The 20,202-nt window shown below is 70.6% G+C and carries 19 protein-coding genes and 2 pseudogenes; 10 read left to right on the top strand and 11 right to left on the bottom strand.

The window, feature by feature from the left end:
* Nucleotides 1–12: 12 nt before the first annotated feature.
* Together SM418_RS05600 and SM418_RS05595 are read right to left on the bottom strand one after the other, a co-directional pair.
* A complete protein-coding gene (locus tag SM418_RS05600; RefSeq protein ID WP_371939499.1) occupies nucleotides 13–1,896 on the bottom strand; it encodes a helix-turn-helix domain-containing protein in 1,884 nt (627 codons plus the stop codon).
* A gap of 11 nt (nucleotides 1,897–1,907) precedes the next feature.
* Nucleotides 1,908–2,696, bottom strand: a complete 789-nt coding sequence (locus SM418_RS05595; RefSeq protein ID WP_371939498.1) for a 3-hydroxybutyrate dehydrogenase — start codon at nucleotides 2,694–2,696, stop codon at nucleotides 1,908–1,910.
* A 163-nt stretch (nucleotides 2,697–2,859) separates the two neighbouring features.
* Between SM418_RS05595 and SM418_RS05590 the strand changes: the two genes are divergently transcribed.
* The 5 genes from SM418_RS05590 to SM418_RS05570 all read left to right on the top strand — a co-directional run bounded on the left by SM418_RS05590 (nucleotide 2,860) and on the right by SM418_RS05570 (nucleotide 10,299).
* Nucleotides 2,860–3,810 carry an alpha/beta fold hydrolase gene (locus SM418_RS05590; protein ID WP_371939497.1) on the top strand — a complete coding sequence of 317 codons (951 nt, stop codon included), beginning with the start codon at nucleotides 2,860–2,862 and terminating at the stop codon, nucleotides 3,808–3,810.
* Nucleotides 3,811–3,902: 92 nt separating this feature from the next.
* Nucleotides 3,903–5,867 carry a WD40 repeat domain-containing serine/threonine protein kinase gene (locus SM418_RS05585; RefSeq protein ID WP_371939496.1) on the top strand — a complete coding sequence of 655 codons (1,965 nt, stop codon included), beginning with the start codon at nucleotides 3,903–3,905 and terminating at the stop codon, nucleotides 5,865–5,867.
* Nucleotides 5,867–7,666, top strand: a complete 1,800-nt coding sequence (locus tag SM418_RS05580) for a WD40 repeat domain-containing serine/threonine protein kinase (protein ID WP_371939495.1) — start codon at nucleotides 5,867–5,869, stop codon at nucleotides 7,664–7,666. The genes SM418_RS05585 and SM418_RS05580 overlap by 1 nt, the downstream gene beginning before the upstream one ends.
* Before the next feature lie 65 nt (nucleotides 7,667–7,731).
* A complete protein-coding gene (locus SM418_RS05575) occupies nucleotides 7,732–8,439 on the top strand; it encodes a helix-turn-helix transcriptional regulator (RefSeq protein ID WP_371939494.1) in 708 nt (235 codons plus the stop codon).
* Between the two features lie 621 nt (nucleotides 8,440–9,060).
* A complete protein-coding gene (locus tag SM418_RS05570; protein ID WP_371939493.1) occupies nucleotides 9,061–10,299 on the top strand; it encodes an HNH endonuclease signature motif containing protein in 1,239 nt (412 codons plus the stop codon).
* A 50-nt stretch (nucleotides 10,300–10,349) separates the two neighbouring features.
* Here SM418_RS05570 and SM418_RS05565 read toward each other — a convergent pair whose 3' ends face one another.
* Genes SM418_RS05565 through SM418_RS05550 form a run of 4 tightly spaced genes read right to left on the bottom strand, consistent with a single transcriptional unit; the run spans nucleotide 10,350 to nucleotide 12,691 of the window.
* Nucleotides 10,350–10,595 carry an ATP-binding cassette domain-containing protein gene (locus tag SM418_RS05565; RefSeq protein WP_371939491.1) on the bottom strand — a complete coding sequence of 82 codons (246 nt, stop codon included), beginning with the start codon at nucleotides 10,593–10,595 and terminating at the stop codon, nucleotides 10,350–10,352.
* The gene (locus tag SM418_RS05560; protein WP_371939490.1) at nucleotides 10,508–10,852 is read right to left on the bottom strand and encodes an ATP-binding cassette domain-containing protein; all 345 of its coding nucleotides are present in this window, start codon (nucleotides 10,850–10,852) and stop codon (nucleotides 10,508–10,510) included. Before SM418_RS05560 ends, SM418_RS05565 begins: the two co-directional genes overlap by 88 nt.
* Nucleotides 10,849–11,262 carry a hypothetical protein gene (locus tag SM418_RS05555; protein WP_371939489.1) on the bottom strand — a complete coding sequence of 138 codons (414 nt, stop codon included), beginning with the start codon at nucleotides 11,260–11,262 and terminating at the stop codon, nucleotides 10,849–10,851. Before SM418_RS05555 ends, SM418_RS05560 begins: the two co-directional genes overlap by 4 nt.
* Nucleotides 11,263–11,308: 46 nt before the next feature.
* Nucleotides 11,309–12,691: an MFS transporter gene (locus SM418_RS05550; protein WP_371939487.1), complete on the bottom strand. Its 1,383-nt coding sequence runs from the start codon at nucleotides 12,689–12,691 to the stop codon at nucleotides 11,309–11,311.
* A 136-nt stretch (nucleotides 12,692–12,827) separates the two neighbouring features.
* Here SM418_RS05550 and SM418_RS05545 point away from each other — a divergent pair, with 136 nt between their 5' ends.
* Nucleotides 12,828–13,253, top strand: a complete 426-nt coding sequence (locus SM418_RS05545) for a MarR family winged helix-turn-helix transcriptional regulator (RefSeq protein ID WP_371939485.1) — start codon at nucleotides 12,828–12,830, stop codon at nucleotides 13,251–13,253.
* Nucleotides 13,254–13,421: 168 nt separating this feature from the next.
* Here the strand turns inward: SM418_RS05545 and SM418_RS05540 are convergent.
* The 4 genes and pseudogenes from SM418_RS05540 to SM418_RS05525 all read right to left on the bottom strand — a co-directional run.
* Nucleotides 13,422–13,538: pseudogene (locus tag SM418_RS05540) on the bottom strand (DUF397 domain-containing protein); the annotation flags it as partial.
* 86 nt (nucleotides 13,539–13,624) lie between these two features.
* A pseudogene (locus SM418_RS05535) lies at nucleotides 13,625–13,723 on the bottom strand (DUF397 domain-containing protein); the annotation flags it as partial.
* 29 nt (nucleotides 13,724–13,752) lie between these two features.
* Nucleotides 13,753–13,950, bottom strand: a complete 198-nt coding sequence (locus SM418_RS05530; RefSeq protein WP_371939483.1) for a DUF397 domain-containing protein — start codon at nucleotides 13,948–13,950, stop codon at nucleotides 13,753–13,755.
* Nucleotides 13,947–14,801, bottom strand: a complete 855-nt coding sequence (locus SM418_RS05525; RefSeq protein WP_371939482.1) for a helix-turn-helix domain-containing protein — start codon at nucleotides 14,799–14,801, stop codon at nucleotides 13,947–13,949. The genes SM418_RS05530 and SM418_RS05525 overlap by 4 nt, the downstream gene beginning before the upstream one ends.
* 210 nt (nucleotides 14,802–15,011) lie before the next feature.
* Here SM418_RS05525 and SM418_RS05520 point away from each other — a divergent pair, with 210 nt between their 5' ends.
* Together SM418_RS05520 and SM418_RS05515 are read left to right on the top strand one after the other, a co-directional pair.
* Nucleotides 15,012–15,494, top strand: a complete 483-nt coding sequence (locus SM418_RS05520) for an ATP-binding protein (protein WP_371939480.1) — start codon at nucleotides 15,012–15,014, stop codon at nucleotides 15,492–15,494.
* Nucleotides 15,491–15,865 (top strand): VOC family protein, encoded by a 375-nt coding sequence (locus tag SM418_RS05515; protein ID WP_371939478.1) that lies wholly within the window; start codon nucleotides 15,491–15,493, stop codon nucleotides 15,863–15,865. The genes SM418_RS05520 and SM418_RS05515 overlap by 4 nt, the downstream gene beginning before the upstream one ends.
* 262 nt (nucleotides 15,866–16,127) lie before the next feature.
* Here SM418_RS05515 and aceE read toward each other — a convergent pair whose 3' ends face one another.
* A complete protein-coding gene (gene aceE / locus SM418_RS05510; RefSeq protein ID WP_371939477.1) occupies nucleotides 16,128–18,917 on the bottom strand; it encodes a pyruvate dehydrogenase (acetyl-transferring), homodimeric type in 2,790 nt (929 codons plus the stop codon).
* Between the two features lie 426 nt (nucleotides 18,918–19,343).
* Here aceE and SM418_RS05505 point away from each other — a divergent pair, with 426 nt between their 5' ends.
* A complete protein-coding gene (locus tag SM418_RS05505) occupies nucleotides 19,344–19,541 on the top strand; it encodes a DUF1918 domain-containing protein (RefSeq protein ID WP_371939476.1) in 198 nt (65 codons plus the stop codon).
* A gap of 109 nt (nucleotides 19,542–19,650) precedes the next feature.
* Complete coding sequence (locus SM418_RS05500; protein ID WP_371939474.1) at nucleotides 19,651–20,058, top strand: secondary thiamine-phosphate synthase enzyme YjbQ; 408 nt, start codon at nucleotides 19,651–19,653, stop codon at nucleotides 20,056–20,058.
* The last annotated feature ends 144 nt before the right edge of the window (nucleotides 20,059–20,202 follow it).

Here is a 20,202-nt window from a genome sequence, read left to right as displayed (position 1 = left end):
TACGCGGTGCTTTCAGCGTGAGAGGCGATGCAGGCGCAGGGCGAGCTGGAGTTCCAGGGCGCGCTCGGGGGTCTGCCAGTCCTCGCCGAGCAGGCGTGCGATGCGGTCGAGGCGCTGGCTCACGGTGTTGACGTGGATGTGGAGCCGCTCCGCCGTCCGGGACAGGCTTCCGCCCGTCCCGAAGTACGCCGCGAGGGTCTGGACGAGGGACGTTCCGCGCCGATCGTCGTAGTCGAGGACGGGCCCGAGCGTGCTCGTCAGGAAGCCCGTCACGTCCCGGTCGTCGCCGATGAGCAGGCCGACGAAGCCCAATTCGGACGCGCCCGCGCCGTCGCCGCGGCGGCCGAGGGCGAGCAGGGCGTCGGCGCAGCGCTGCGCCTCCCGGTGTGCGGAGGCGACCTCGGCCGGCCCGCGGACCGGACCGGCCGCGCCGACCGTCGCGGGCACGCCGAGGGAGGCGCCCAGCTCCTTCGCGACCCGGCGCGCCGCGTCACCGGGACGGTCGCCCGGCAGCAGCAGCACGATCTCCTCCGGGCGGGAGGCGGCGAGCCCCTGCTCCACGGCGGCGTGGGAGGACGCCCAGAACGCGGCCCGCTGCCGGTGGTCCTCGGATCCGTACTTCGCGCACAGCACCACGTGCGGGGCGCTCAGATCGACGTTCACGCGCCGTGCCCGGGCCTTCAGCGCGTCTGCGCCGGCCGGGCGGCCGGAGAGCAGGTCGTCCAGCAGTTCGCCGCGCACCCGTCCCTCCGCCTCGGTGACGCTCCGCTGGAACAGCAGCAGCAGCGCGGTGACGAGCGCGGCGCGCTCCAGGATGCGCTGGTCGGCGTCGTCCACCTCGTCGGCCGTGCGCAGGACCAGCGTCCCGAGCATCTCGTCGCCGGTGGAGACCGACGCGATCCACAGCTCGCCGCGCCGGACAGTCCGGCCCTGCGCGCGCGCAGAGTGCGCCGAGGCCGACACCCCGACGAGTTCGTCATCGCTAAGGACGCGCGACATGGTGCCCGTTGTCGCCAGCTGGCGGCCGTCCGCGTCCAGGACGTGCAACGTGCCGCCCAGCAACTCGGTGACGACCGCGCCGACGTCTTCGACGCCACCACCCCGGACGACGACGGCCGTCATCCGGTCATGCGCGCGCGCCGCCCGCTCTACGGCCGCGCTACGCGCCTTGACCTCTTCGTTGGCGGTGCTCAGCTCGTCGAGAGCGGTACGGGTCTCCTCCAACAGACGCGCGTTGTCGATGGCGATCGCGGCGTGCGCGGCCAGTGACCCGAGGAGAGCGACCTCCTCCTGGTCGAACGGGCGCTCGCTCCGGTTCGCGGCCGTCAGGACGCCGATGACGCGGCTGCCCAGCCGCATCGGCACGCCGAGGATGGCGACCAGACCCTCCTCGGCGACCGCCTCGTCGATGAAGCCGCGATGCTGGAACTGCTCGTCGCCCAGGTAGTGGGCGCTGTTGTAGGGCATGGCGGTCTGCGCGACGAGGCCGACGAGCCCGGTGCCCATCGGGAGCCGAAGCCGCCGGAACGCGGCCGAGACCGACCCGTCGGTCACCCGCATGTAGGTGTCGCCGCGCTCGTCGTCGTTCAGCGTCAGGTAGGCGATGTCGGCGTTCAGCAGCCGGCGGGCGCGCCGGGTGATCGCCTCCAGCACGGCGTCGAGGTCGCGCAGCCCGGCCAGGTCGCCGGCGGTGTCGAACAGCGCCGCGAGCTCCGCCTCCCGGCGGGCGTGCCGCCGCATGATCGTCCGGACCCGGAGCGCCGCCAGCTTGGCCGCCTCCAGCTCCTCCAGGACCGACGGCGGCGCGCCGTCCGCCCGCGCCTGGACGAGAGGACCCTCGAACTCGACGGGGGAGGCCTCTCGGGCCAGCAGTTCGAGGAAGACGCCGCAGGTCATACGGCCCATTCTCAATGGGCCGTCCAGCCGCCGTCGAGTGCGAGGGACGCGCCGGTCACCATCGACGCCGGCGGCGAGCACAGGTAGGCGACCAGTTCGGCCACCTCGTCCGGCTCGATCAGGCGCTTCATGGCCGCGTGATCGAGCATGACCCGCTCGACGACCTCGCTTTCGGGTATGTCGTGCGCGCGCGCCTGGTCGGCTATCTGGCTCTCCACCAGCGGGGTCCGGACGTAGGCCGGGTTGACGCAGTTGGACGTCACGCCGTGCGCAGCACCCTCCAGCGCGATCACCTTGGACAGCCCCTCAAGCCCGTGCTTGGCCGTCACGTAGGCCGACTTGTAGGGCGATGCCCGCAACCCGTGCACGGACGAGATGTTGACGATGCGTCCCCAGCCCCGCTCGTACATGCCGGGCAGCGCGTCCCGCACCAGCCGGAACGGCGCCTCCACCATCAGCCGGAGGATCCGCGCGAACATCTCCGGCGGGAACTCGTGGACGGGCGCCACATGCTGGATGCCCGCGTTGTTGACCAGGATGTCGACGCCCGACGCCAGCCCGCCGATCGCGTCCACATCCGTGAGGTCGGCGAGGATCGGGACGCCGCCGAACTCGGCCGCCGTCCGCTCCGCCGCCGCCCCGTCCATGTCGGCGACCACCACCTCGGCGCCCGCCGCGGCCAGCCGCCGCGCGCAGGCGCGGCCGATGCCGCCCGCGCCGCCGGTGACCAGGGCGCGCCGGCCCGTCAGATCCAGCGTCCCCGAAGTCCCCGCGGCCGGCCGCGGGCTCACGCTCGTCATGCGCAGAACCTACGGAGCACGACCGTCCCCTCCCATGTGGCCCGCGCACACAATCCACGACCGGACGGTATGGAGGCCGCGCATCCACATCGACCTGTATCGGCCGAAGATCGATGGGGCTAGCGTTGGGCTCGCACGGTCCCGCCCACCGCGAGGGGTATCGATGACCGACATCACGCACCGCTTCGTCCAGTCGGAGAGCGGCCTGCGCATGCACGTCGCCGAGGCGGGCGAGGGACCGCTCGTCCTGCTCCTGCACGGTTTCCCCGAATGCTGGTACTCCTGGCGGCACCAGCTGATCGCGCTCGCCGAGGCCGGCTTCCACGCCGTCGCCCCCGACCAGCGCGGCTATGCCCGCACGGGCGGCCCCGCCGAGGTCGACCAGTACACGATCCTGCATCTGGCCGGGGACGCGGTCGGGCTCATCGACGTGCTCGGTGCGGACCGGGCGGTCGTGGTCGGCCACGACTGGGGCGCGCCCGTCGCGTGGGCCGTCGCGCAGATGCGCTCGGACAAGGTGCGCGGCGTGATCGGGATGTCGGTCCCGCACCGTCCGCGTTCCAGCAGGCCCCCGGTCGAGTCCATGCGCCGCCTGTTCGGCGACGGTTTCTATATGGTGCGCTTCCAGGAGCCGGACGCCCCGGAGGCCGAACTCGACCGCGACCGAGCCGCCACATTCCGCCGGACGTTCTACGGCGTGTCGGGCGACGGCCCCTCCTCGACGATGGTCGCCCCCGAGAACGGCGGCTTCCTCGACACGCTTCCCGAGCCGGAGAAACTGCCCGGCTGGCTCACCGACGCAGACATCGCGACATACGTCGCGGAGTACGCCGAAAGCGGCTTCACCGGTCCCATCAACTGGTACCGCAACCTGGACCGCAACTGGGAGCTCACCGCCGCCTGGCACCGCGCCCCGATCGGCCCGCCCGCGCTCTACCTCGCCGGTGACCGCGACGTCGTCGCCGTCGGCGCCCGCGCCGCGATCGACTCCATGGCCGACTTCGTGCCGAACCTCCGCGACACCGTCTGGCTGTCCGGATGCGGCCACTGGACGCAGCAGGAACGCCCCGCCGAGGTCAACGAGGCGATGCTCGCCTTCCTCCACGCCCTCTAGGGAGCGAGGGCTCGTCACACCGAGGGATGCCTCTGAGGGACGGCAATATCGTTTCCCAGACCTCAGCTGAACGGACACACGGGAGCGCCCCCATGGACGCGCTGCGCGACGGCGATCCCCGTCAGGTCGGCCCGTACCGGTTGGAGGGGCGGCTGGGTGCCGGGGGGATGGGCGAGGTGTTCCTCGGTGTGTCGGCGGGTGGTCGGCGTGTTGCGGTGAAGGTGGTCCGTGGTGAGCATTTGAGCCGTCCGGAGTTTCGGGTGCGGTTCGCGCGTGAAGTGGCGGCGGCGCGCAGGGTGGGTGGTTTCTATACCGCGCAGGTGGTGGACGCTGATCCGGAGGCGGACGTGCCGTGGATGGCGACCGCCTATGTCGCGGGTCCGTCGTTGCGTGAGGCCGCGCCGCTGCCGCTTGCTGAAGTGGGTCGGCTCGGTGCGGCGCTGGCCGAGGGCTTGGCGGCGATTCATGCGAGTGGGTTGGTGCATCGTGATCTCAAGCCCGGCAACGTCATCATGTCGCCGGACGGCCCGCGCATCATCGACTTCGGCATCGCCCGAGCCGTCGGCGCGGGATCGCTCACCGCCGACGGCGCGGTCCTCGGGACGTATGCCTACATGGCGCCCGAGCAGGTGCTGGGCGAGCCGTCCGGGCCGCCCGCCGACGTGTTCGCGCTGGGCTGCGTCCTGGTCTTCGCCGCGAGGGGGCGCAGCCCGTTCGACGCCGCGACGATTCCGGCCATCGTGCACCGCGTCCTCAACGAGCCGCCCGGCCTGGACGGGCTGGCGGGACCGCTGCGTCCGCTCGTGACGGCCTGCCTGGCCAAGGACCCGGCCGCCCGGCCGGGCACAAATCAGATCCTCGCCCACCTCGCCGACCCGGGCAGCGCGCCGGTGGCCGCCGCACGCCCGGCGGGCGAGTACGCCGCACGCCCGGCGGGCGAGGCCGCCGACCGCACGGTGGAGCGAGGCACGACGCCGTTCACCCGCGTCGTGGGCGCCGTCCGGCCCGCTGCCGGGACCCCGCGCCGGACGGTGCTCGCCGGCGCGGCGGCGGCGGCCGCCCTGGGGGTGCCCGCGTTCCTGCTCACCCGGACCGGCGGGTCGCCTCGGGCGGCGCCGTCAGCAACGTCCGGCGACGCGATGCTGCCGCCCGCCATGACGCTCGCCAAGGACGGGCAGCCGGTGGGGAAGGTGGCGTTCAGCCCGGACGGCCGGATCCTGGTCTGCGGCGGGATGCGGGGGGAGACCGTCTACCTTTGGGACCCCGCCGCAGGCCATGTCATTCATGAGTTACGTGCTCCCGCCGGTGTGGCCGCGATGGCGTTCAGCCCGGACGGAAAGCTGCTGGCCACCGGCCACGCGAACGCCACCGTCCGCCTGTGGGATGTCGAGTCGGCGGACACGCGTCCGCCCCGCCGACTGCGGACGCTGTCCGGCGGCGAGGGGGGCGCTGTCGACGCCCTCGCGTTCAGTCCGGATGGCCGGATCCTCGCCGGGCCGAACCGGCTCTGGGACACCGCGACCGGAGGCGTCCTGGGCGACCTCTCCGGTGCCGAGGGTGTGAACTCCGTGGTGTTCAGCCGGGACGGCCGCCGGGTCATGGCCGGGATCGACGGCTTTCAGGGCCGCGCGGAGCCGGGCTCCGTCCGAGTCTGGGACGCCCGCACCCGCAACCCGATCGCCCACGTCGCCGACCAGGGAAAGAAGACGAGTTCGCTGGCCCTCACCCCGGATGGCCGGACCCTGGTCACGGCAGGGGGCGGTGCCGCGATCCGGCTGTGGGACGCATCCCGGGTCCGCATCACCGGCGTCCTCGACTCCGGCCGCACCGGGGACGTCACCGAGGTGGCCGTCAGCGCGGACGGCGCGGTGCTGGCCGCTGCCGGCACCGACCTCACGGTCCGACTGTGGGACCTGGCGACCCGCCGGGTGACCGCCACCCTGGCCGGGACCGGCGGACCGATCCGGGGACTCGCGCTCGCCCCGGACGGCCGGACGGTGGCGTCCGGCAGCCAACGCCGCGGACAGGCCGCAGCGAACCTGTGGAGGCTGCGCTGATGGACGCGCTGCGCGACGGCGATCCCCGTCAGGTCGGCCCGTACCGGTTGGAGGGGCGGCTGGGTGCCGGGGGGATGGGCGAGGTGTTCCTCGGTGTGTCGGCGGGTGGTCGGCGTGTTGCGGTGAAGGTGGTCCGTGGTGAGCATTTGAGCCGTCCGGAGTTTCGGGTGCGGTTCGCGCGTGAAGTGGCGGCGGCGCGCAGGGTGGGTGGTTTCTATACCGCGCAGGTGGTGGACGCTGATCCGGAGGCGGACGTGCCGTGGATGGCGACCGCCTATGTCGCGGGTCCGTCGTTGCGTGAGGCCGCGCCGCTGCCGCTTGCTGAAGTGGGTCGGCTCGGTGCGGCGCTGGCCGAGGGCTTGGCGGCGATTCATGCGAGTGGGTTGGTGCATCGTGATCTCAAGCCCGGCAACGTCATCATGTCGCCGGACGGCCCGCGCATCATCGACTTCGGCATCGCCCGCGCTGCCGACGCCACCGCGCTGACGTCCACCGGCGCGGTCGTCGGCACGTACGCGTTCATGTCGCCCGAGCAGGTCCGCGCGGACACGGCGGGCCCGGCGTCGGACGTGTTCTCCCTCGGCTGCGTCCTCGCCTTCGCCGCTACCGGGCGGGGGCCGTTCGACGCCGACAATGTGCCAGGGATCGTCCATCGGATCGTCAGCGCCCCGCCGGACTTGACCGGGGTGCCCGCCAACCTGCGGCCCGCGATCGCGGCGTGCCTGGCCAAGGAACCGGAGCGGCGGCCATCGCCCGCCGAGGCGGCCCGGCTACTGGCGGCGCCGCCCGTCCGGGCGGGGCGCCGCACCGTCCTGGCCGGTGGAGCGGCGGCGGGTGCCGCGGCCGTCCTCGGCGTGCCCGCGCTGCTGTGGCGGTGGTCGGGAGAAGACGCCGCGCCGCTGCGGAACCCCCGGCCGGTCGTCCTTGCCGGCGGACCGGTCGCGACGTTCCGGCTGGCGTTCACCCCTGACTCTGCGACCCTGGTCTGCGCGGGGACCGAGCAGATCTGGCGGTGGACGGTCGCGACCGGCCGGGGAACCGCGCACGAGCTGGGCGACGAGGGCGCCGACCAGCTCACGGCGCTCAGCGGGGACGGCCGGGTGCTGGCGAACTTGCGGGGGAAGGGGCCGATCCAGCTCTGGGACGCGGTCACGGGTGCCCGCCTCCGGACGGTCATGCCCGAGGGCAGGACGTTCACCAAGGCGCTGAGCAGGGACGGCCGGACGCTTGCCACCGTCGGAGCCAACGGCATCGAACTCTGGGAGACCGCGACCGGACGCCGCACCGGCGTGTTCTCCCCGCGGAGCAACGGCACTCTGCAACTGACGTTCGACGCGACCGGTGACCGGATCGCCGCCGTCGGCAGCCGCGGCGACATCCAGATCCACGACCTGCGGGCGCACCGGGACATCGCGAACGCCGTGGCCGTGCCCGTCGACGTGTTGTTCACGTTCGCCCCGGACGGCCGGACCGCCGCGTCCGACGTCGTGGACCCGACGGGCCGCGACCAGTGGACGGTCCGCATCCTGGACCTGCGAGCCGGTAAGCGGTACCGGGACCTGCGAGGACACGAGGGAAGCGTGCAGGCGCTGGCGTTCAGCCCCGACGGCCGGGTCCTGGCCAGCGCGTCCCAGGACGGGACGATCCGGCTGTGGAACCTGCGTAACGGCGATCAGTTCGCGACCCTGGACTGGGAGAAGTCGGACGGCACGACCCTTGTGTTCAGCCCGGACGGCCACCTGCTCGCCGCCGGAGCGGGCAGCTTCAACGGAAAGGTGCGCCTCTGGCGCTTCACATAGCCCGGAAACGTCGGAGCCGACGCGTATAGCCCGGAAATGTCGGAGCCGGCGCGTACGGTCGCCGCGTGAACCGCACCGACCGTTTGTACGCCTTGGTGGAGGAGTTGCGGGCCTGCGCGCCGCGCCGCCTCGCCGCGCGCGAACTGGCCGCGCGGTTCGAGGTGAGCGTCCGGACGATCGAGCGCGACATCAGCGCGCTCCAGCAGGCCGGCGTGCCGATCTTCGCGGACGTCGGCCGGGGAGGCGGCTACACCCTCGACAAGAGCCGGACGCTGCCGCCACTGAACTTCACGCCCGCCGAGGCCGTCGCCGTGGCGATAACCCTGTCCCGCGCGGGCGGTTCGCCGTACTCCCGGTCCGCTCGCACCGCCCTGCACAAGATCGTCGCCGCGATGTCGGCGGACGACGGTGCCTCGGCCCGCGAACTTGCCGCCCGCATCCGCTTCCTGGCTCCTGCGGGGAACGACGACCCGGCGTCCGTGCCGGCCGTGCTGGAGGAGGCCGTCCTGGCTCGCCGGGTGGTCCGCCTCACCTACGTCGACCGATCGGGCGCCGAGACCGAGCGCGACATCGAGCCGGTCACGTTCACCGCGTCCGGTAAGGGCTGGTACCTGACCGCCTGGTGCCGGATGCGGGGCGGCTGCCGCGTGTTCCGCACCGACCGCGTCCGCCGCGCCGCCCTGCTGGAGGAGACCGCCCCCGACCGCGGCGCCGAGGCCATGCACGACGACATCCCCGCCGACTACGTCGTCCGCCCTTTGGAATTCGTCTGAAGCCCCGACACAGCGCTGCCGTGCCCCTTCCGTTGCCGGCGCATGCTGATCAGCTTTAGCTCGTCCAGGAGGCCGGTCTCGGGATCGCGGGTCTAAGTAGATTGCGGGCCTCGGTGGATAACGGGCATTACGGTGTTCGAAATATCGGAAATATCTGGCGGTGTTCGAGATCTCGAGTGGTGTTCGAGAACCTGAGCGGTGTTCGAGATCTCGGGGCAGGGTGTTCCTGTATGGCACTATTCCTGTTCGCGTAATTGTGGTGGGGGCGGCGCTGCGTACGGGGCCGCCCCTCCAAAGTCAAGGGCGCTTCGCGTCGCTTCGCGATCGGACTCCGTCCCACCCTTGACTTCGGAGCCTCTACGGCCCCTGAGTGCAGCTTTCGTCGGGCAGGCTCCGCCTGCCCTCTGCCCGACGCGCCGCCCCCACCCGTCAAAGAGCGCCACGCGCCAAGAGCCCCACGCGCCAGGCAGAGGGCGGCCGCCAGCGCATTTCAAAATGCCCGATTCGATCACTGCCAACCGCTTCCTTGTATTTTGTGCAATTGGTGGTGAGCTTGAAATTGGCAGCCTTGATCTTCTTTGTGGGAGCGTGAACCGGTGTTCGATCGGGTAAAATTCGAGTATGAGTTCAGTCGCGGTCGACCTGGACGCGGCGTCCACCTTGGAATTGGTGAACGCCGCCTCCGCGATTGCCGCCGAACTCGCCCGCCGTACCGCGCCAGAATCGGCACCGGCCTGCATCCAACTCGCCGAGACCCTCGCCGCCACCGGTGACATGCAAGAAGCCGCCCTCAGCGGACTCATCGGCGTCGTCGACGCCGGCCGGGAAGTGCAGCGGTGGGGGTACCCTTCCACGCGGGCGTGGCTGCGGTCCCGGCTCGGGATGCGCGAAGCCCGCGCCAAAGAACGGCTGACGCTGGCGCGGCAGCGGCACCGCCTCACAGATGTGTCGAGCCGCTGGGCCGCCGGCCAGCTGTCCACGGGCTACGCCGCCACCATCGCCGACGCCGTCACCCCTCTGGACGAGCACGACTGCGCTGCCGCCGAAGACATCCTGCTGGACATGGTCGGCCAAGGCTTCTCCGCCGGAAAGGTCGCCTCCTTCGGCCGCCGCATCCGCGACGTGATCGCTGAACGGGACGGGCGTGAGCAGGCCCCTGACACCGACACGCGGCGCGGCTATGAGCGGTCCTGGATCGACTCGACGCGTTCGCTGGACGGTGGCCGCTACATCAAGGGCTGGCTGAACGCCGAAGACGCCGCCATCTGGGACGGCACCCTCGCGCCACTTGCCAAACCCGCCGGGACCGACGACCACCGCGACCTGCCCGAGCGGACGGCGGCGGCCCTGACCTCGGTGCTGTCGGGCGGCCACAAGGCCACCAAGGTCACCGTCATCTGCGACCTGGACACCCTGACCGGCGGCACCGCTGCGGCGCGGCTGACCGACGGGACGCCGATGCCGGCCGAGCAGGCCCGCCGCATCGCCCTGGCCGCCGGAGTCTCACCCCTGCTCCTGGGACGCGGGAACCAGCCGCTCTACCTCGGCCACCGCGTCCGGTTCGCCACTGCCGCGCAACGCCAGGTCCTGGAAAGCCTGTACCCGACCTGCGCCGTCCACGAGTGCGAGGTGCCCGGGACGCTGTGCGAGGTTGATCATGTCCACGGCTGGGTCCTCGGCCGCAGCCCCACCGACATCGACCGACTCGCCCTGTGTTGTGGATGGCACAACCGCTGGAAACATGCCAACCCGACAAAGATCCACATCACCACCGGCCCTGACGGACGCCATACCTACCGGATCGCGGCACCACCCGGCGCGGTCCCCGTCCGCCCACCACCCCGGCTCCAAGCCGCCTAGTCTGCGGCAGATCCACACCGCTCCGACCGAGGCCGCCACTCAGGCCCGGTTCAGCGAGTTCGATGCTCAAAGCGAGGTCTGCCGACTCGTTGGGCCTGCCCGCTCGACAACGTTCCGGGACGGCGCAGCTCCAACCCGGCCAGACCGATCCCTCGGAGCAGCGCCCGTACCCGCGCCACGGCATCCCGGCGGCCGACTCCTTGCAACATCAGGGGCAGCGCGGTGTTCTCCTCCGCCGCCAGTTCGGGCAGCAATCCGGGGAACTGGAAGACGAAGCCGAAGCCCGACCGTCGCAACTCGGCGCGTCAGGAGTCCGAAAGCTGACGGGAGCCTCACGGAAGGTCACATCGCCGTCGTCGGGCTTCGCGATGCCCGACAAGCAGTACAGAAGGGTCGACCTACCAGAGCCGCTCGGTCCCATGGCGGCGACCGACTCGCCTTCCTCCACCTGGGGCGAGGCTTGGTGCGGACGGCCGTGGGTCCGTAGTACTTCACGAGGCCCGTCCCCGCGAGCGCGGTCCGGCCGGGCGAAGGGGGCTGGCCCCCGGCTCATGACGCGGTGGCCCGCAGCGCATCTTCGATCTTGCGCAGCATTTCCGCTTCGGCCGGCGTCGGGCCGCCCGCGTTGGCGTTCGCGGCGGACTCGGCGATCATCCGCACCGTGCGGCGGAAGTTGTCGCTCTCGCCGTCCTGGACGCGGTCGAGTGTCCGCACCGATCTGGTGAGTGCGGGCAGGACCGTCTTGGCGATCTCGGCCACGCTGCCCTTGAACGGCAGCCTCGGGGGCTTTTCGGCCAGGACCTCGCCGGTGAGTCCGGTCGCGGTGGACATCGCCTTCGCCGCGGCGATCCCGGCCCTGGGTGCGGTGAGAGCGCCGGGCACGCTGGAGGCCATCAGCGTGACGACGCCGTGCGCCGCCACCTGGATCGTGTACCTGTCTTCGGGGCTGAGTCGGCTGGACATCGTTTCTCCTTCGTGTGGGACCTGGAAAGCCCGGGGAAGCGGGCGGTCAGTCGGCCGCGTTTGGAGCGCTGGCAGTCGGCCTGACGTGGGGAAGCAGAAGGCCCGCGAGAGTGGCGAGCAGGCCGAGGGCGACCACGATCCATGCGGCGGCGCCGAAGGCGTCGCCCAGGTCTCCGCTGGAGGACACCGAGTCGAAGAACACCGTCCCGACGATCGCGATGCCGAGTGCTCCACCGACCTGTTGGAACGTCGAGAGCGTGCCGGAGGCGGACCCGGCGTCATCGGTGGGGACCGCGGCCAGGACGACATCGGTCAGCGGGACCAGGACCAGGCCCAGCCCGGCGCCGGCGACCGCCATCGGCACGATGAGCCCGGCCACTGTCGGGCCGGAGCCGCTGGCGACGACCTCGATCGACCACCCGGCGCCGATCGCCTGCAACAGTGCGCCGATGCCGACCAGCGTCTTGCCGGCCTTGGCGACCAGAGCGGCGGCGGCTCCGCTGGTGATCGCGGCCGCGATGCTGAACGGGAGTACCACGAGCCCGGCCTGCCAGGCGGAGAAGCCGAAGCCCGACTGCACGGTGATGCTCAGGACGAACAAGAAGCCGATCACGCTGGCCTGGAAGGAGAGCTGGACGGCCAGCCCGGCGCTGAACCCGCGGTCGGTGAACAGGCGGAGCGGCAGCAGGAGGGCGCGCCCGCCGCGGGCGCGGCCGCGTTCATGGAGAACGAATGCGGCGAGCAGGACGGGTGCGAGCACGAACAGGACCGCCGTCCACCAGGGCCATCCCGCCTGGCGGCCCTCGATGAGGGGATAGACCAAGGCCACCACGCCCCCGGCGGCGAGCACCGTCCCGAGGAAGTCCAGGGAGAGCGGATGATCGGCCTTCGTCTGCGGGACGAGAGTGAAGGCGCCGATCAGCACGAGGGCGCCGACCGGGACGTTGACCAGGAAGATCGTCCGCCACCCGAGGTCGAACACGTCACCGGACACGAACGCGCCGCCCAGCAGAGGCCCGGCGACCGCCGCCAGGCCGGTGACCGCTCCCGCGATCCCGTACACGCCCGCCCGCTCCTTGGGCGGGTAGAGGGCCTGCACGGTGCCGAGCACCTGCGGCACCATCGCTCCGGCGAACAGGCCCTGCGCGAGCCGCACCACGACCAGCTCGGTGCCCGAAGAGGAAAGCCCGGCCCACAACGACGCCACCGTGAACCCGGCGGTGCCGATGATGAACACGGTGCGCCGGCCGAACATGTCGCCCAGGCGGCCTCCCGCGATCAGCATGGCGGCGAAGGTCAGCACGTAGCCCGACACGACCCACTCCAACTGGGCCGCGGTGGTGTGCAGCGAGTGCTCCATCGACGGAAGCGCGACGTTGACGATGGTGTTGTCCATCAGGTCCATGAACGACGCCAGCAGCAGTACCACCACTGCCGCTGTCCGACCGCGTCCCGCGCTGCCCATCGAGCCACCTCCACCTACAATCGGAACGCGACTTTCCCGCGATGGGTTAGTCGCGTGCTGCAACTATCCCATGATGGGACGATATTGCCAAGGGGGCCCGATGGCGAACGCACATGGCGATCGCATCCAGCGCGCGTTCCAGGTGGCCTTGGTGAACGCGGTGCTGGGCAACGACCGCATCGCCAGGGAGTCCGGGCTGATGGTCACCGACACCCAGGCTTTGCACCTGCTCGTGCTGCGCGACGACATCCGTAACGCCAAGCAACTGAGCGACGCCACCGGCATCTCCACCAGCACCGTCAGCCGTGTGATCGACCGCCTGGAGCGAGCCGGATACCTGCACCGCGTCCCGGACCCCGACGACCGGCGCAGCGCGCGGCTCGAACTCGATATGACCAAGGTCCAGCCGCTGGTCGACCGGTACGCCGAGTACGTCAGCCACCTGGAAAAGGTCAACGCCGGCTACACCGACGACCAGCTCGACCTCATCGCCGGTTACCTGGAAAAGACCAACGGCCTGTTCTGAGCAGGCGCATTGAGCGGGGGCGCGTTCCGCTGCAGGAGGACGCCGCAGCCTTCGCGTGGTCACGAGTGTCGGGGAGCTGTAAACCATGCGCGGAGGGCACTCTGCAATGCCTCCCAGTCGACAACCAAGATCAGCCGCTAAGTGACCCGCCCGCTGGGCGATGAGGGCGGCGAAGCTCCGTCGGGTGAGGTTGAGGTGTCCGGCGGTGGAGTTCTTGCTATCGCAGAAGCCGATATGTCCGCTGAGGTCGGCGACCACGACGCAGTTGCTTTCGTGGCGGCCGCTGTGGGTGCTCTTCCACGAATGGGGTGGGGACTCAAAGTTGTGATGTCAGGCGGGTGAGGAGGTGGCGAAGTGTTGACGGGTGTGGGTCAGGTGGGGGGGGCGGTGGGATTGTAGCTGTCGCGGACGCCGATGTGTCCGTTGAGATCGGCGACTTCGACGCAGTTGCTTTCGTGGCCGCCGCTGTGGGTGCTCTTGCGCTAGTGAGGTGAAGGGGTCATGGCTGTGTTGTGAGGTGGTTGAGGATGGCGGCGAAGTCCTGTCGTGTGAGGCTGAGGTGGCCAGCGGTGGGGTTCTTGCTGTCGCGGATGCCAACATGCCCGTTGAGGTCGGCCACCTCGATGCATTCGTTCTCCACGGCGCCACTGTGGGTGCTCTTACGCCAACGGGCTTGGAGCTGTTCCGGGGTGTTCATGATTGCGACGCTACCCCGTCGATGAGTTGCAGCGAAGCGCTTCTGGTCAGGGTCGCAGATAGCAGCAGGTCAAAGGTCTTCTCATGCGCTGCGACTTCGTTCTCGTCCTCTACGAAGACGCTCCTGGTGAGTTGCTCGCTTACGGACACCGTAAGCCTTCCAGGAGGGCGCAGGGAGAGAAGATGGTATTGAGTGATGAGAACCAGGTACTCACTTGCCGCCCTAGGGAGCACTCGCAGCTCCACATTATCGAGCCGGGCGGCTTCGGCAAGTCTCCGGATCTGCGCGCGCATGATCGCACGGTCACCGCCGACCTGGTTGTGAAGGACGGCCTCCGCGATGATCGGCACGTAACGCGGTGGCTCGGACTTGCTGAGTACCTGTTGGCGGGATAGTCGGAAGTCGGCCAACGCCCTGACATAGGGCGAGTTCTTGGCTGGCCCGACGGCGATGAGCTTGGTGGTGTAGTCGGGAATCTGGAGAAGTCCCGGGACGATGCTGGGCTGGAACGTGCGGATCAGGGCGGCGTCCTCTTCTAGGCTCGCCAGGTCTAAGGCAGCGGCGGAGATGCGGCCTTCCCAGGCGCGTTCCCACTTCCCGCGGGTGTGAGTGGCGAGGTGGAGGAGGGATTCGCGGAGGGGGCCGTCCTCGATGCCGTAGAAGTCGAGGAGGTCGCCGAGTTCGTCGGGGGAGATGACCTGGAGGCCGTTCTCGACCATGCTCATCCAGCCTTGGGAGCGGCCGAAGCGGCGGGCGACGGTGGCGACGGTCAGGTTGTGGTGGTCGCGGGCTTTGCGGAGCGCCGAGCCGATCCGGCGCTGGCGAACGGTGGGGGCGTTCCCGGAGGGCATCTCTCCAGGGTGTCACCGAATGTGGTCGCTCGCGCACGGAACGGTGCCGGGCTGAACGTTCAATCGGGAAACGTTCAGGGTGCGGGACGCGAAGGCATCGGGCGGCGAATGTGGCGGGCGACTCCGAATGGAAAGGGGGCGCACGATGGGAGCGTCCGAGACGAGAAGGACGCCGGTCGCCCGGCGCGGTGTGCCGTTGGTGGCGTGGTGGTGAGCGGCGGGCTGGTCGTGCTCGGCACGCTCACGCTTCCGGGTGTCCGGAGGTCGGTGGGGTACGCGCGGCAGTTCCTGCGGGACCTGCTGCCTCCGGGACATCTCGCGCTGGACGACCTGGTGACGGTCGGGAGCGAGACCGTCTCCAACGCCCTCGCACATACGGCCTCGGGCGAGGGCGGCCGGGTGACGGTCAGCCTGCTGGGTGGCGGGGACGTCTACCGTCTGGAGGTCGCCGACGACGGCGCGGGCGGCGGGCGTCCGCACGTTAAGGCGGAGACCGGTGCCGAGAGCGGGCGCGGGCTCCGCATCGTGGAAGCCCTGACGGAGAGTTGGGGATTCCGGACGGACGGGGACCGCACCATCGTGTGGGCTCGGTTCCGTTCGCCGTGCGGAATCTTGCTGGAAAACACCGACAGGGGGCTGTCGGAATGCTCCAAGACGCTGGTGCCCGCAGCGTTCGAAGGAGGAGATCGATGAGTGTTCCCGCGTTCAACACGGTCACGTGGTTCCAGGTCGGCACCGACGCGCCGGAGGAGGCCCGCCGCTTCTACGGCGACATGTTCGGCTGGCAGTTCGAGGACGACCCGGACGCCGACGGCTACGACCTGGTCAACTACCCGGGCGCCGACATGCCGAGCGGCGGCATCTCGCACGAGCGGGACGCCTCCGGCAACCACGCGATGTTCTTCGTCCTGGTCGAGGACGTCGAGGCGACCTGCGAGCAGACGGTGAAGCACGGCGGCAAGGTCGCCATGCCCGCCCTGACCACGGACGCCGGACTCGTGTTCGCCTACCTCCAGGACCCGTCCGGCAACGCCTTCGGCGTCTTCACTCCCGCGGCTTCCTGACCGCGAAGGGCCCCGAGGCGAACCTCGGGGCCCTCCTGTGTCCCGGTCATCGCGGCCTACACCTCCGCAATCACCGGGCGACCTACCCCCGCGGCTTGAAACTCAGCCCCCGGTTACGGGCAGGCACGCGTAGCGAGCCCTGGCGAGCGGAGCGGGCATGCCCGGCGCGCCGCGTCCCCGCAGTGGCGGGAGCGCCAGCGACCGGAGCGAGGAGACCCGTGCCGCGCAGCCGGGGGGTTCGGGGGGTCGCTCCCCCGATAGATCACGCGTCTCCGCCGGTGTTGCTCTCGGCGCTGCCGATTCCGCCTGCGAAGACGTCGCTGACCTCGGCGTTCAGGCGGTAGCGCGCGATCGCCTGGGACAGGGTCTCCGGCTTGACCTCGCCGTGCCGGGCCAGGCGCGTGAGCACCGCGAGGACGATCGACGCGGCGTCCACGTGGAAGAACCGGCGGGCGGCGGCGCGGGTGTCGGAGAAGCCGAACCCGTCGGTGCCGAGCGAGGTGAAGTCCGCGTGCACCCACGGGGCGATCTGGTCGGGTACGGCGCGGGTGAAGTCCGATACCGCGACGATCGGCCCGGCGACGTCGTCGAGCGTCCGGGTGACGTAGGGGACGCGCTGCTCGGCGTCCGGGTTGAGCATGTTCCACTCGTCGCACGCGCGGGCCTCGCGGGCCAGCTCGTTCCACGAGGTCGCCGACCATACGTCCGCGGCGACGCCCCAGTCCTCGGCGAGGAGGCGCTGCGCTTCCAGCGCCCACCGTCCGCCGACGCCGGACGCGAGGATCTGCGCGCGCGGTGTCTCGCCGTTGCCGGACGCCGCCTGCGGCGCTTCCCGGTACCGGTACAGGCCCTTGAGGAGCCCGTTGACGTCGAGGTCTTCCGGTTCGGCGGGCTGCTGGTACGGCTCGTTGTAGACGGTGAGGTAGTAGAAGACGTCCTCGCCGTTCGGGTGCTCGTCGGACGTGCCGTACATGCGGCGCAGCGCGTCCTGGACGATGCGGCCCAGCTCGAATCCCCAGGTCGGGTCGTAGTGGACGCAGGCGGGGTTCGACGCCGCGAGCAGCGGGGAGTGGCCGTCGGCGTGCTGCAGGCCCTCGCCGGTGAGGGTGGTGCGGCCGGCGGTGGCGCCGAGCAGGAACCCGCGGCCCATCTGGTCGCCGAGCGCCCACATCTGGTCGCCGGTCCGCTGGAACCCGAACATCGAGTAGAAGATGTACACGGGGATCATGTGCTCGCCGTGCGTGGCGTACGCGGTGCCCGCCGCGATGGTGGACGCCATCGAGCCGGCCTCGCTGATGCCCTCGTGCAGCATCTGGCCGCTTTCGGACTCCTTGTACGAGAGCAGCAGCTTGCGGTCGACCGCCTCGTAGGTCTGCCCGTGCGGGGAGTAGATCTTGGACGTGGGGAAGAGCGAGTCCATGCCGAACGTGCGGTACTCGTCCGGCGCGATCGGCACGAACCGGGCGCCGATGTTCTCGTCCTTGATCAGGTCCTTGAGGAGCCGGACGAACGCCATGGTGGTGGCGACGTTCTGCTTCCCGGAGCCCCGCTTCATCTCGCTGTAGACGGCGTCGCCGGGCAGTTTGAGCGGCTTGGCCCGCACGATCCGCCTCGGCAGGAACCCGCCGAGCGCGGCGCGGCGCTCGCGCATGTACTGGATCTCGTCGGAGTCCTCGCCCGGGTGGTAGTAGGGCGGCAGCGGCTGCTCCAGCGCCGAGTCGGGGATGTCCAGGTAGAGCCGGTCCCGGAACTCCTTCAGCTCGGCCTTGGTGAGCTTCTTCATCTGGTGGGTGGCGTTGCGGGCCTCGAAGTCGGAGCCGAGCGTCCAGCCCTTGATGGTGTGGGCGAGGATCACGGTCGGCTGACCGACGTGCTCGCGGGCCGCCTTGAACGCCGCGTACACCTTGCGGTAGTCGTGCCCGCCACGCGACAGCTTGCGCAGCTCGTCGTCCGAGAGATGCTGGACGATCTTGCGCAGCCGCGGGTCGGCGCCGAAGAACTTCTCCCGGATGTACTCGCCCGATTCGACGCTGAACGTCTGGAACTGCCCGTCGGGGGTGGTGTTCATCTGGTTGACGAGCACGCCGTCGACGTCCTGCGCGAGGAGCGGGTCCCAGTCGCGGCCCCAGATGACCTTGATGACGTTCCAGCCGGCGCCGCGGAAGAACGACTCCAGCTCCTGGATGATCTTTCCGTTGCCGCGCACCGGGCCGTCCAGTTGCTGGAGGTTGCAGTTGACGACGAAGGTGAGGTTGTCGAGCTCCTCGCGTGCGGCGAGGCCGATCGCGCCGAGCGACTCCGGCTCGGCCATCTCGCCGTCGCCGAGGAACGCCCACACGTGCGAGCGGGACGTGTCCTTGATCTTGCGGTTGTACAGGTACCGGTTGAACCGGGCCTGGTACACCGAGTCGATCGCGGTCAGGCCCATGGACACCGTGGGGAACTCCCAGAAGTCCGGCATGAGCCGCGGGTGCGGGTAGGACGACAGGCCGCCGCCCGGGTGCGAGTGCTCCTGCCGGAACCCGTCGAGCCTGCCCTCGGGGAGCCGGCCCTCCAGGAAGGCGCGGGCGTAGATGCCGGGCGCCGCGTGCCCCTGGATGAACACCTGGTCGCCGGACTCGCCGTGCTCCTTGCCGCGGAAGAAGTGGTTGAAGCCGACCTCGTACAGCGACGCCGCGGAGGCGTAGGTGGCGATGTGCCCGCCGACGCCGAGTTCGGGGCGGTTGGCCCGCGACACCATGATCGCGGCGTTCCAGCGGATGTAGGCGCGGATGCGCCGTTCCACGTGCTCGTCGCCGGGGAACCAGGGTTCGTGCTCCGGCGGGATGGTGTTGATGAAGTCGGTGCTGCGCAGGCCGGGCACCCCGACCTGCAGCTCGCGGGCCCTCTCCAGGAGCCGGAGCATCACGTACCGCGCCCTGCCGCGGCCCTCGGTCTTGATGACGGTGTCCAGCGACTCCAGCCATTCCCGGGTTTCGTCCGGGTTGATGTCCGGTAGCTGGCTCGGCAGGCCGTCGCTGATGATCGAAAAGCGTTGACGTCCGGAAGCCACGGGGTCCCCTCTGTCCTTACCGTCTTTGCTGGTGAGACCCGTGGCCGCCGCGCGGGAGGCCACCGGTCCCGGCAGACTGTCGGTCGCTCGTCTGGTGATCCCATCGTCGCCGTTTATGACGCGTAACGCATCTCTACCAGCCGGTAACCATTGTCCCCGGTCAGCCGGGGTGCCGACCCCGGGACAAGGCGTTTTTCCGGACCCGCGGGGATTGCCCCCGGAGGGGTGCGGGGAACGTAAGGGGTGGGGAGCAGACTGCGACATGCCCGGCACGGTCCGTCCCGGTGGCGGACGAACGAGCTTGGGAGACCGGACCCGCGGGGATTGCCCCCGGAGGGGTGCGGGGAACGTAAGGGGTGGGGAGCAGACTGCGACATGCCCGGCACGGTCCGTCCCGGTGGCGGACGAACGAGCTTGGGAGAAATGATGAACGGACGAATCGGGGACCGGCTGCACGTCCACGGCAACATCGTCGGGCAGCCGGACCGGACGGGTGAGATCATCGAGGTACGGGGCGAGGACGGCGGCCCGCCGTACCTGGTCAGGTTCGACGACGGCCACGAGACCCTCGTCTACCCGGGGCCGGACGCGGTCATCGAGTCCCGGCAGCACATCTCGCACTAGCCGGGATCGGCCGGGGGCCGCGCGACCGGGACCGGCCGGTGGGTTCGGCCGGTGAGATCCGTGCGGACGCGGACGCGTCCGGTGCCGCGGATCGGGTAGACACGGGATCATGGAGAGCACCGTGGTCCGGGTGGCCACCGGTACGAGCGACGCCGTGCACGACATCACGGCCGAGTGCGAGCGTTTCGCCGCGTCGGCGGGCGGCGACGGGCTGCTGCACGTCTTCGTCCCGCACGCCACCGCCGGCGTGGCGATCCTCGAACTCGGGTCCGGCAGCGACGACGACCTGCTGGCCGCGCTGCGGGACCTGCTGCCGGCCGACGGCCGCTGGCGGCACGCGCACGGATCCCGGGGGCACGGGCGGTCGCACGTGATGCCCGCCCTCGTCCCGCCGTTCGCGACCCTGCCGGTCGTGGGCGGACGGCTCGCCCTCGGGACGTGGCAGTCGGTGGCCCTCGTCGACCTCAACGTGGACAACCCCGACCGGCAGGTCAGGTTGTCCTTCATCAAGGGATGAAGGTCACACTGCGTGGAGGTCCGGTGACGCGGATCTCCGTGATCGGGCCAATGAGGGCGCCAAAAAGGCCGGAAGACACTTGCGCTGGAGGCCCTCACTTGTGTGGACTGTCCCGCAAACACCGCACAGGTGCGGGCGGGCCAC

Source organism: Actinomadura chokoriensis (genome assembly GCF_041463665.1).
GTDB classification, from domain to species: Bacteria; Actinomycetota; Actinomycetes; order Streptosporangiales; family Streptosporangiaceae; genus Spirillospora; species Spirillospora chokoriensis_A.
The sequence above is the reverse complement of the archived record's forward strand: the minus strand, read 5'-3'. Positions and strand labels throughout refer to the sequence as shown.

Coding starts and splice junctions, on each gene's coding strand:
- SM418_RS05545 (WP_371939485.1), top strand. CDS start 12,828: ATGGCGAACGCACATGGCGATCGCATCCAGCGCGCGTTCCAGGTGGCC.
- SM418_RS05555 (WP_371939489.1), bottom strand. CDS start 11,262: ATGTCCAGCCGACTCAGCCCCGAAGACAGGTACACGATCCAGGTGGCG.
- SM418_RS05585 (WP_371939496.1), top strand. CDS start 3,903: ATGGACGCGCTGCGCGACGGCGATCCCCGTCAGGTCGGCCCGTACCGG.
- SM418_RS05530 (WP_371939483.1), bottom strand. CDS start 13,950: ATGAACACCCCGGAACAGCTCCAAGCCCGTTGGCGTAAGAGCACCCAC.
- SM418_RS05595 (WP_371939498.1), bottom strand. CDS start 2,696: ATGACGAGCGTGAGCCCGCGGCCGGCCGCGGGGACTTCGGGGACGCTG.
- SM418_RS05590 (WP_371939497.1), top strand. CDS start 2,860: ATGACCGACATCACGCACCGCTTCGTCCAGTCGGAGAGCGGCCTGCGC.
- SM418_RS05525 (WP_371939482.1), bottom strand. CDS start 14,801: ATGCCCTCCGGGAACGCCCCCACCGTTCGCCAGCGCCGGATCGGCTCG.
- SM418_RS05560 (WP_371939490.1), bottom strand. CDS start 10,852: ATGAGCCGGGGGCCAGCCCCCTTCGCCCGGCCGGACCGCGCTCGCGGG.
- SM418_RS05600 (WP_371939499.1), bottom strand. CDS start 1,896: ATGACCTGCGGCGTCTTCCTCGAACTGCTGGCCCGAGAGGCCTCCCCC.
- SM418_RS05580 (WP_371939495.1), top strand. CDS start 5,867: ATGGACGCGCTGCGCGACGGCGATCCCCGTCAGGTCGGCCCGTACCGG.
- SM418_RS05570 (WP_371939493.1), top strand. CDS start 9,061: ATGAGTTCAGTCGCGGTCGACCTGGACGCGGCGTCCACCTTGGAATTG.
- SM418_RS05505 (WP_371939476.1), top strand. CDS start 19,344: ATGAACGGACGAATCGGGGACCGGCTGCACGTCCACGGCAACATCGTC.
- SM418_RS05515 (WP_371939478.1), top strand. CDS start 15,491: ATGAGTGTTCCCGCGTTCAACACGGTCACGTGGTTCCAGGTCGGCACC.
- SM418_RS05500 (WP_371939474.1), top strand. CDS start 19,651: ATGGAGAGCACCGTGGTCCGGGTGGCCACCGGTACGAGCGACGCCGTG.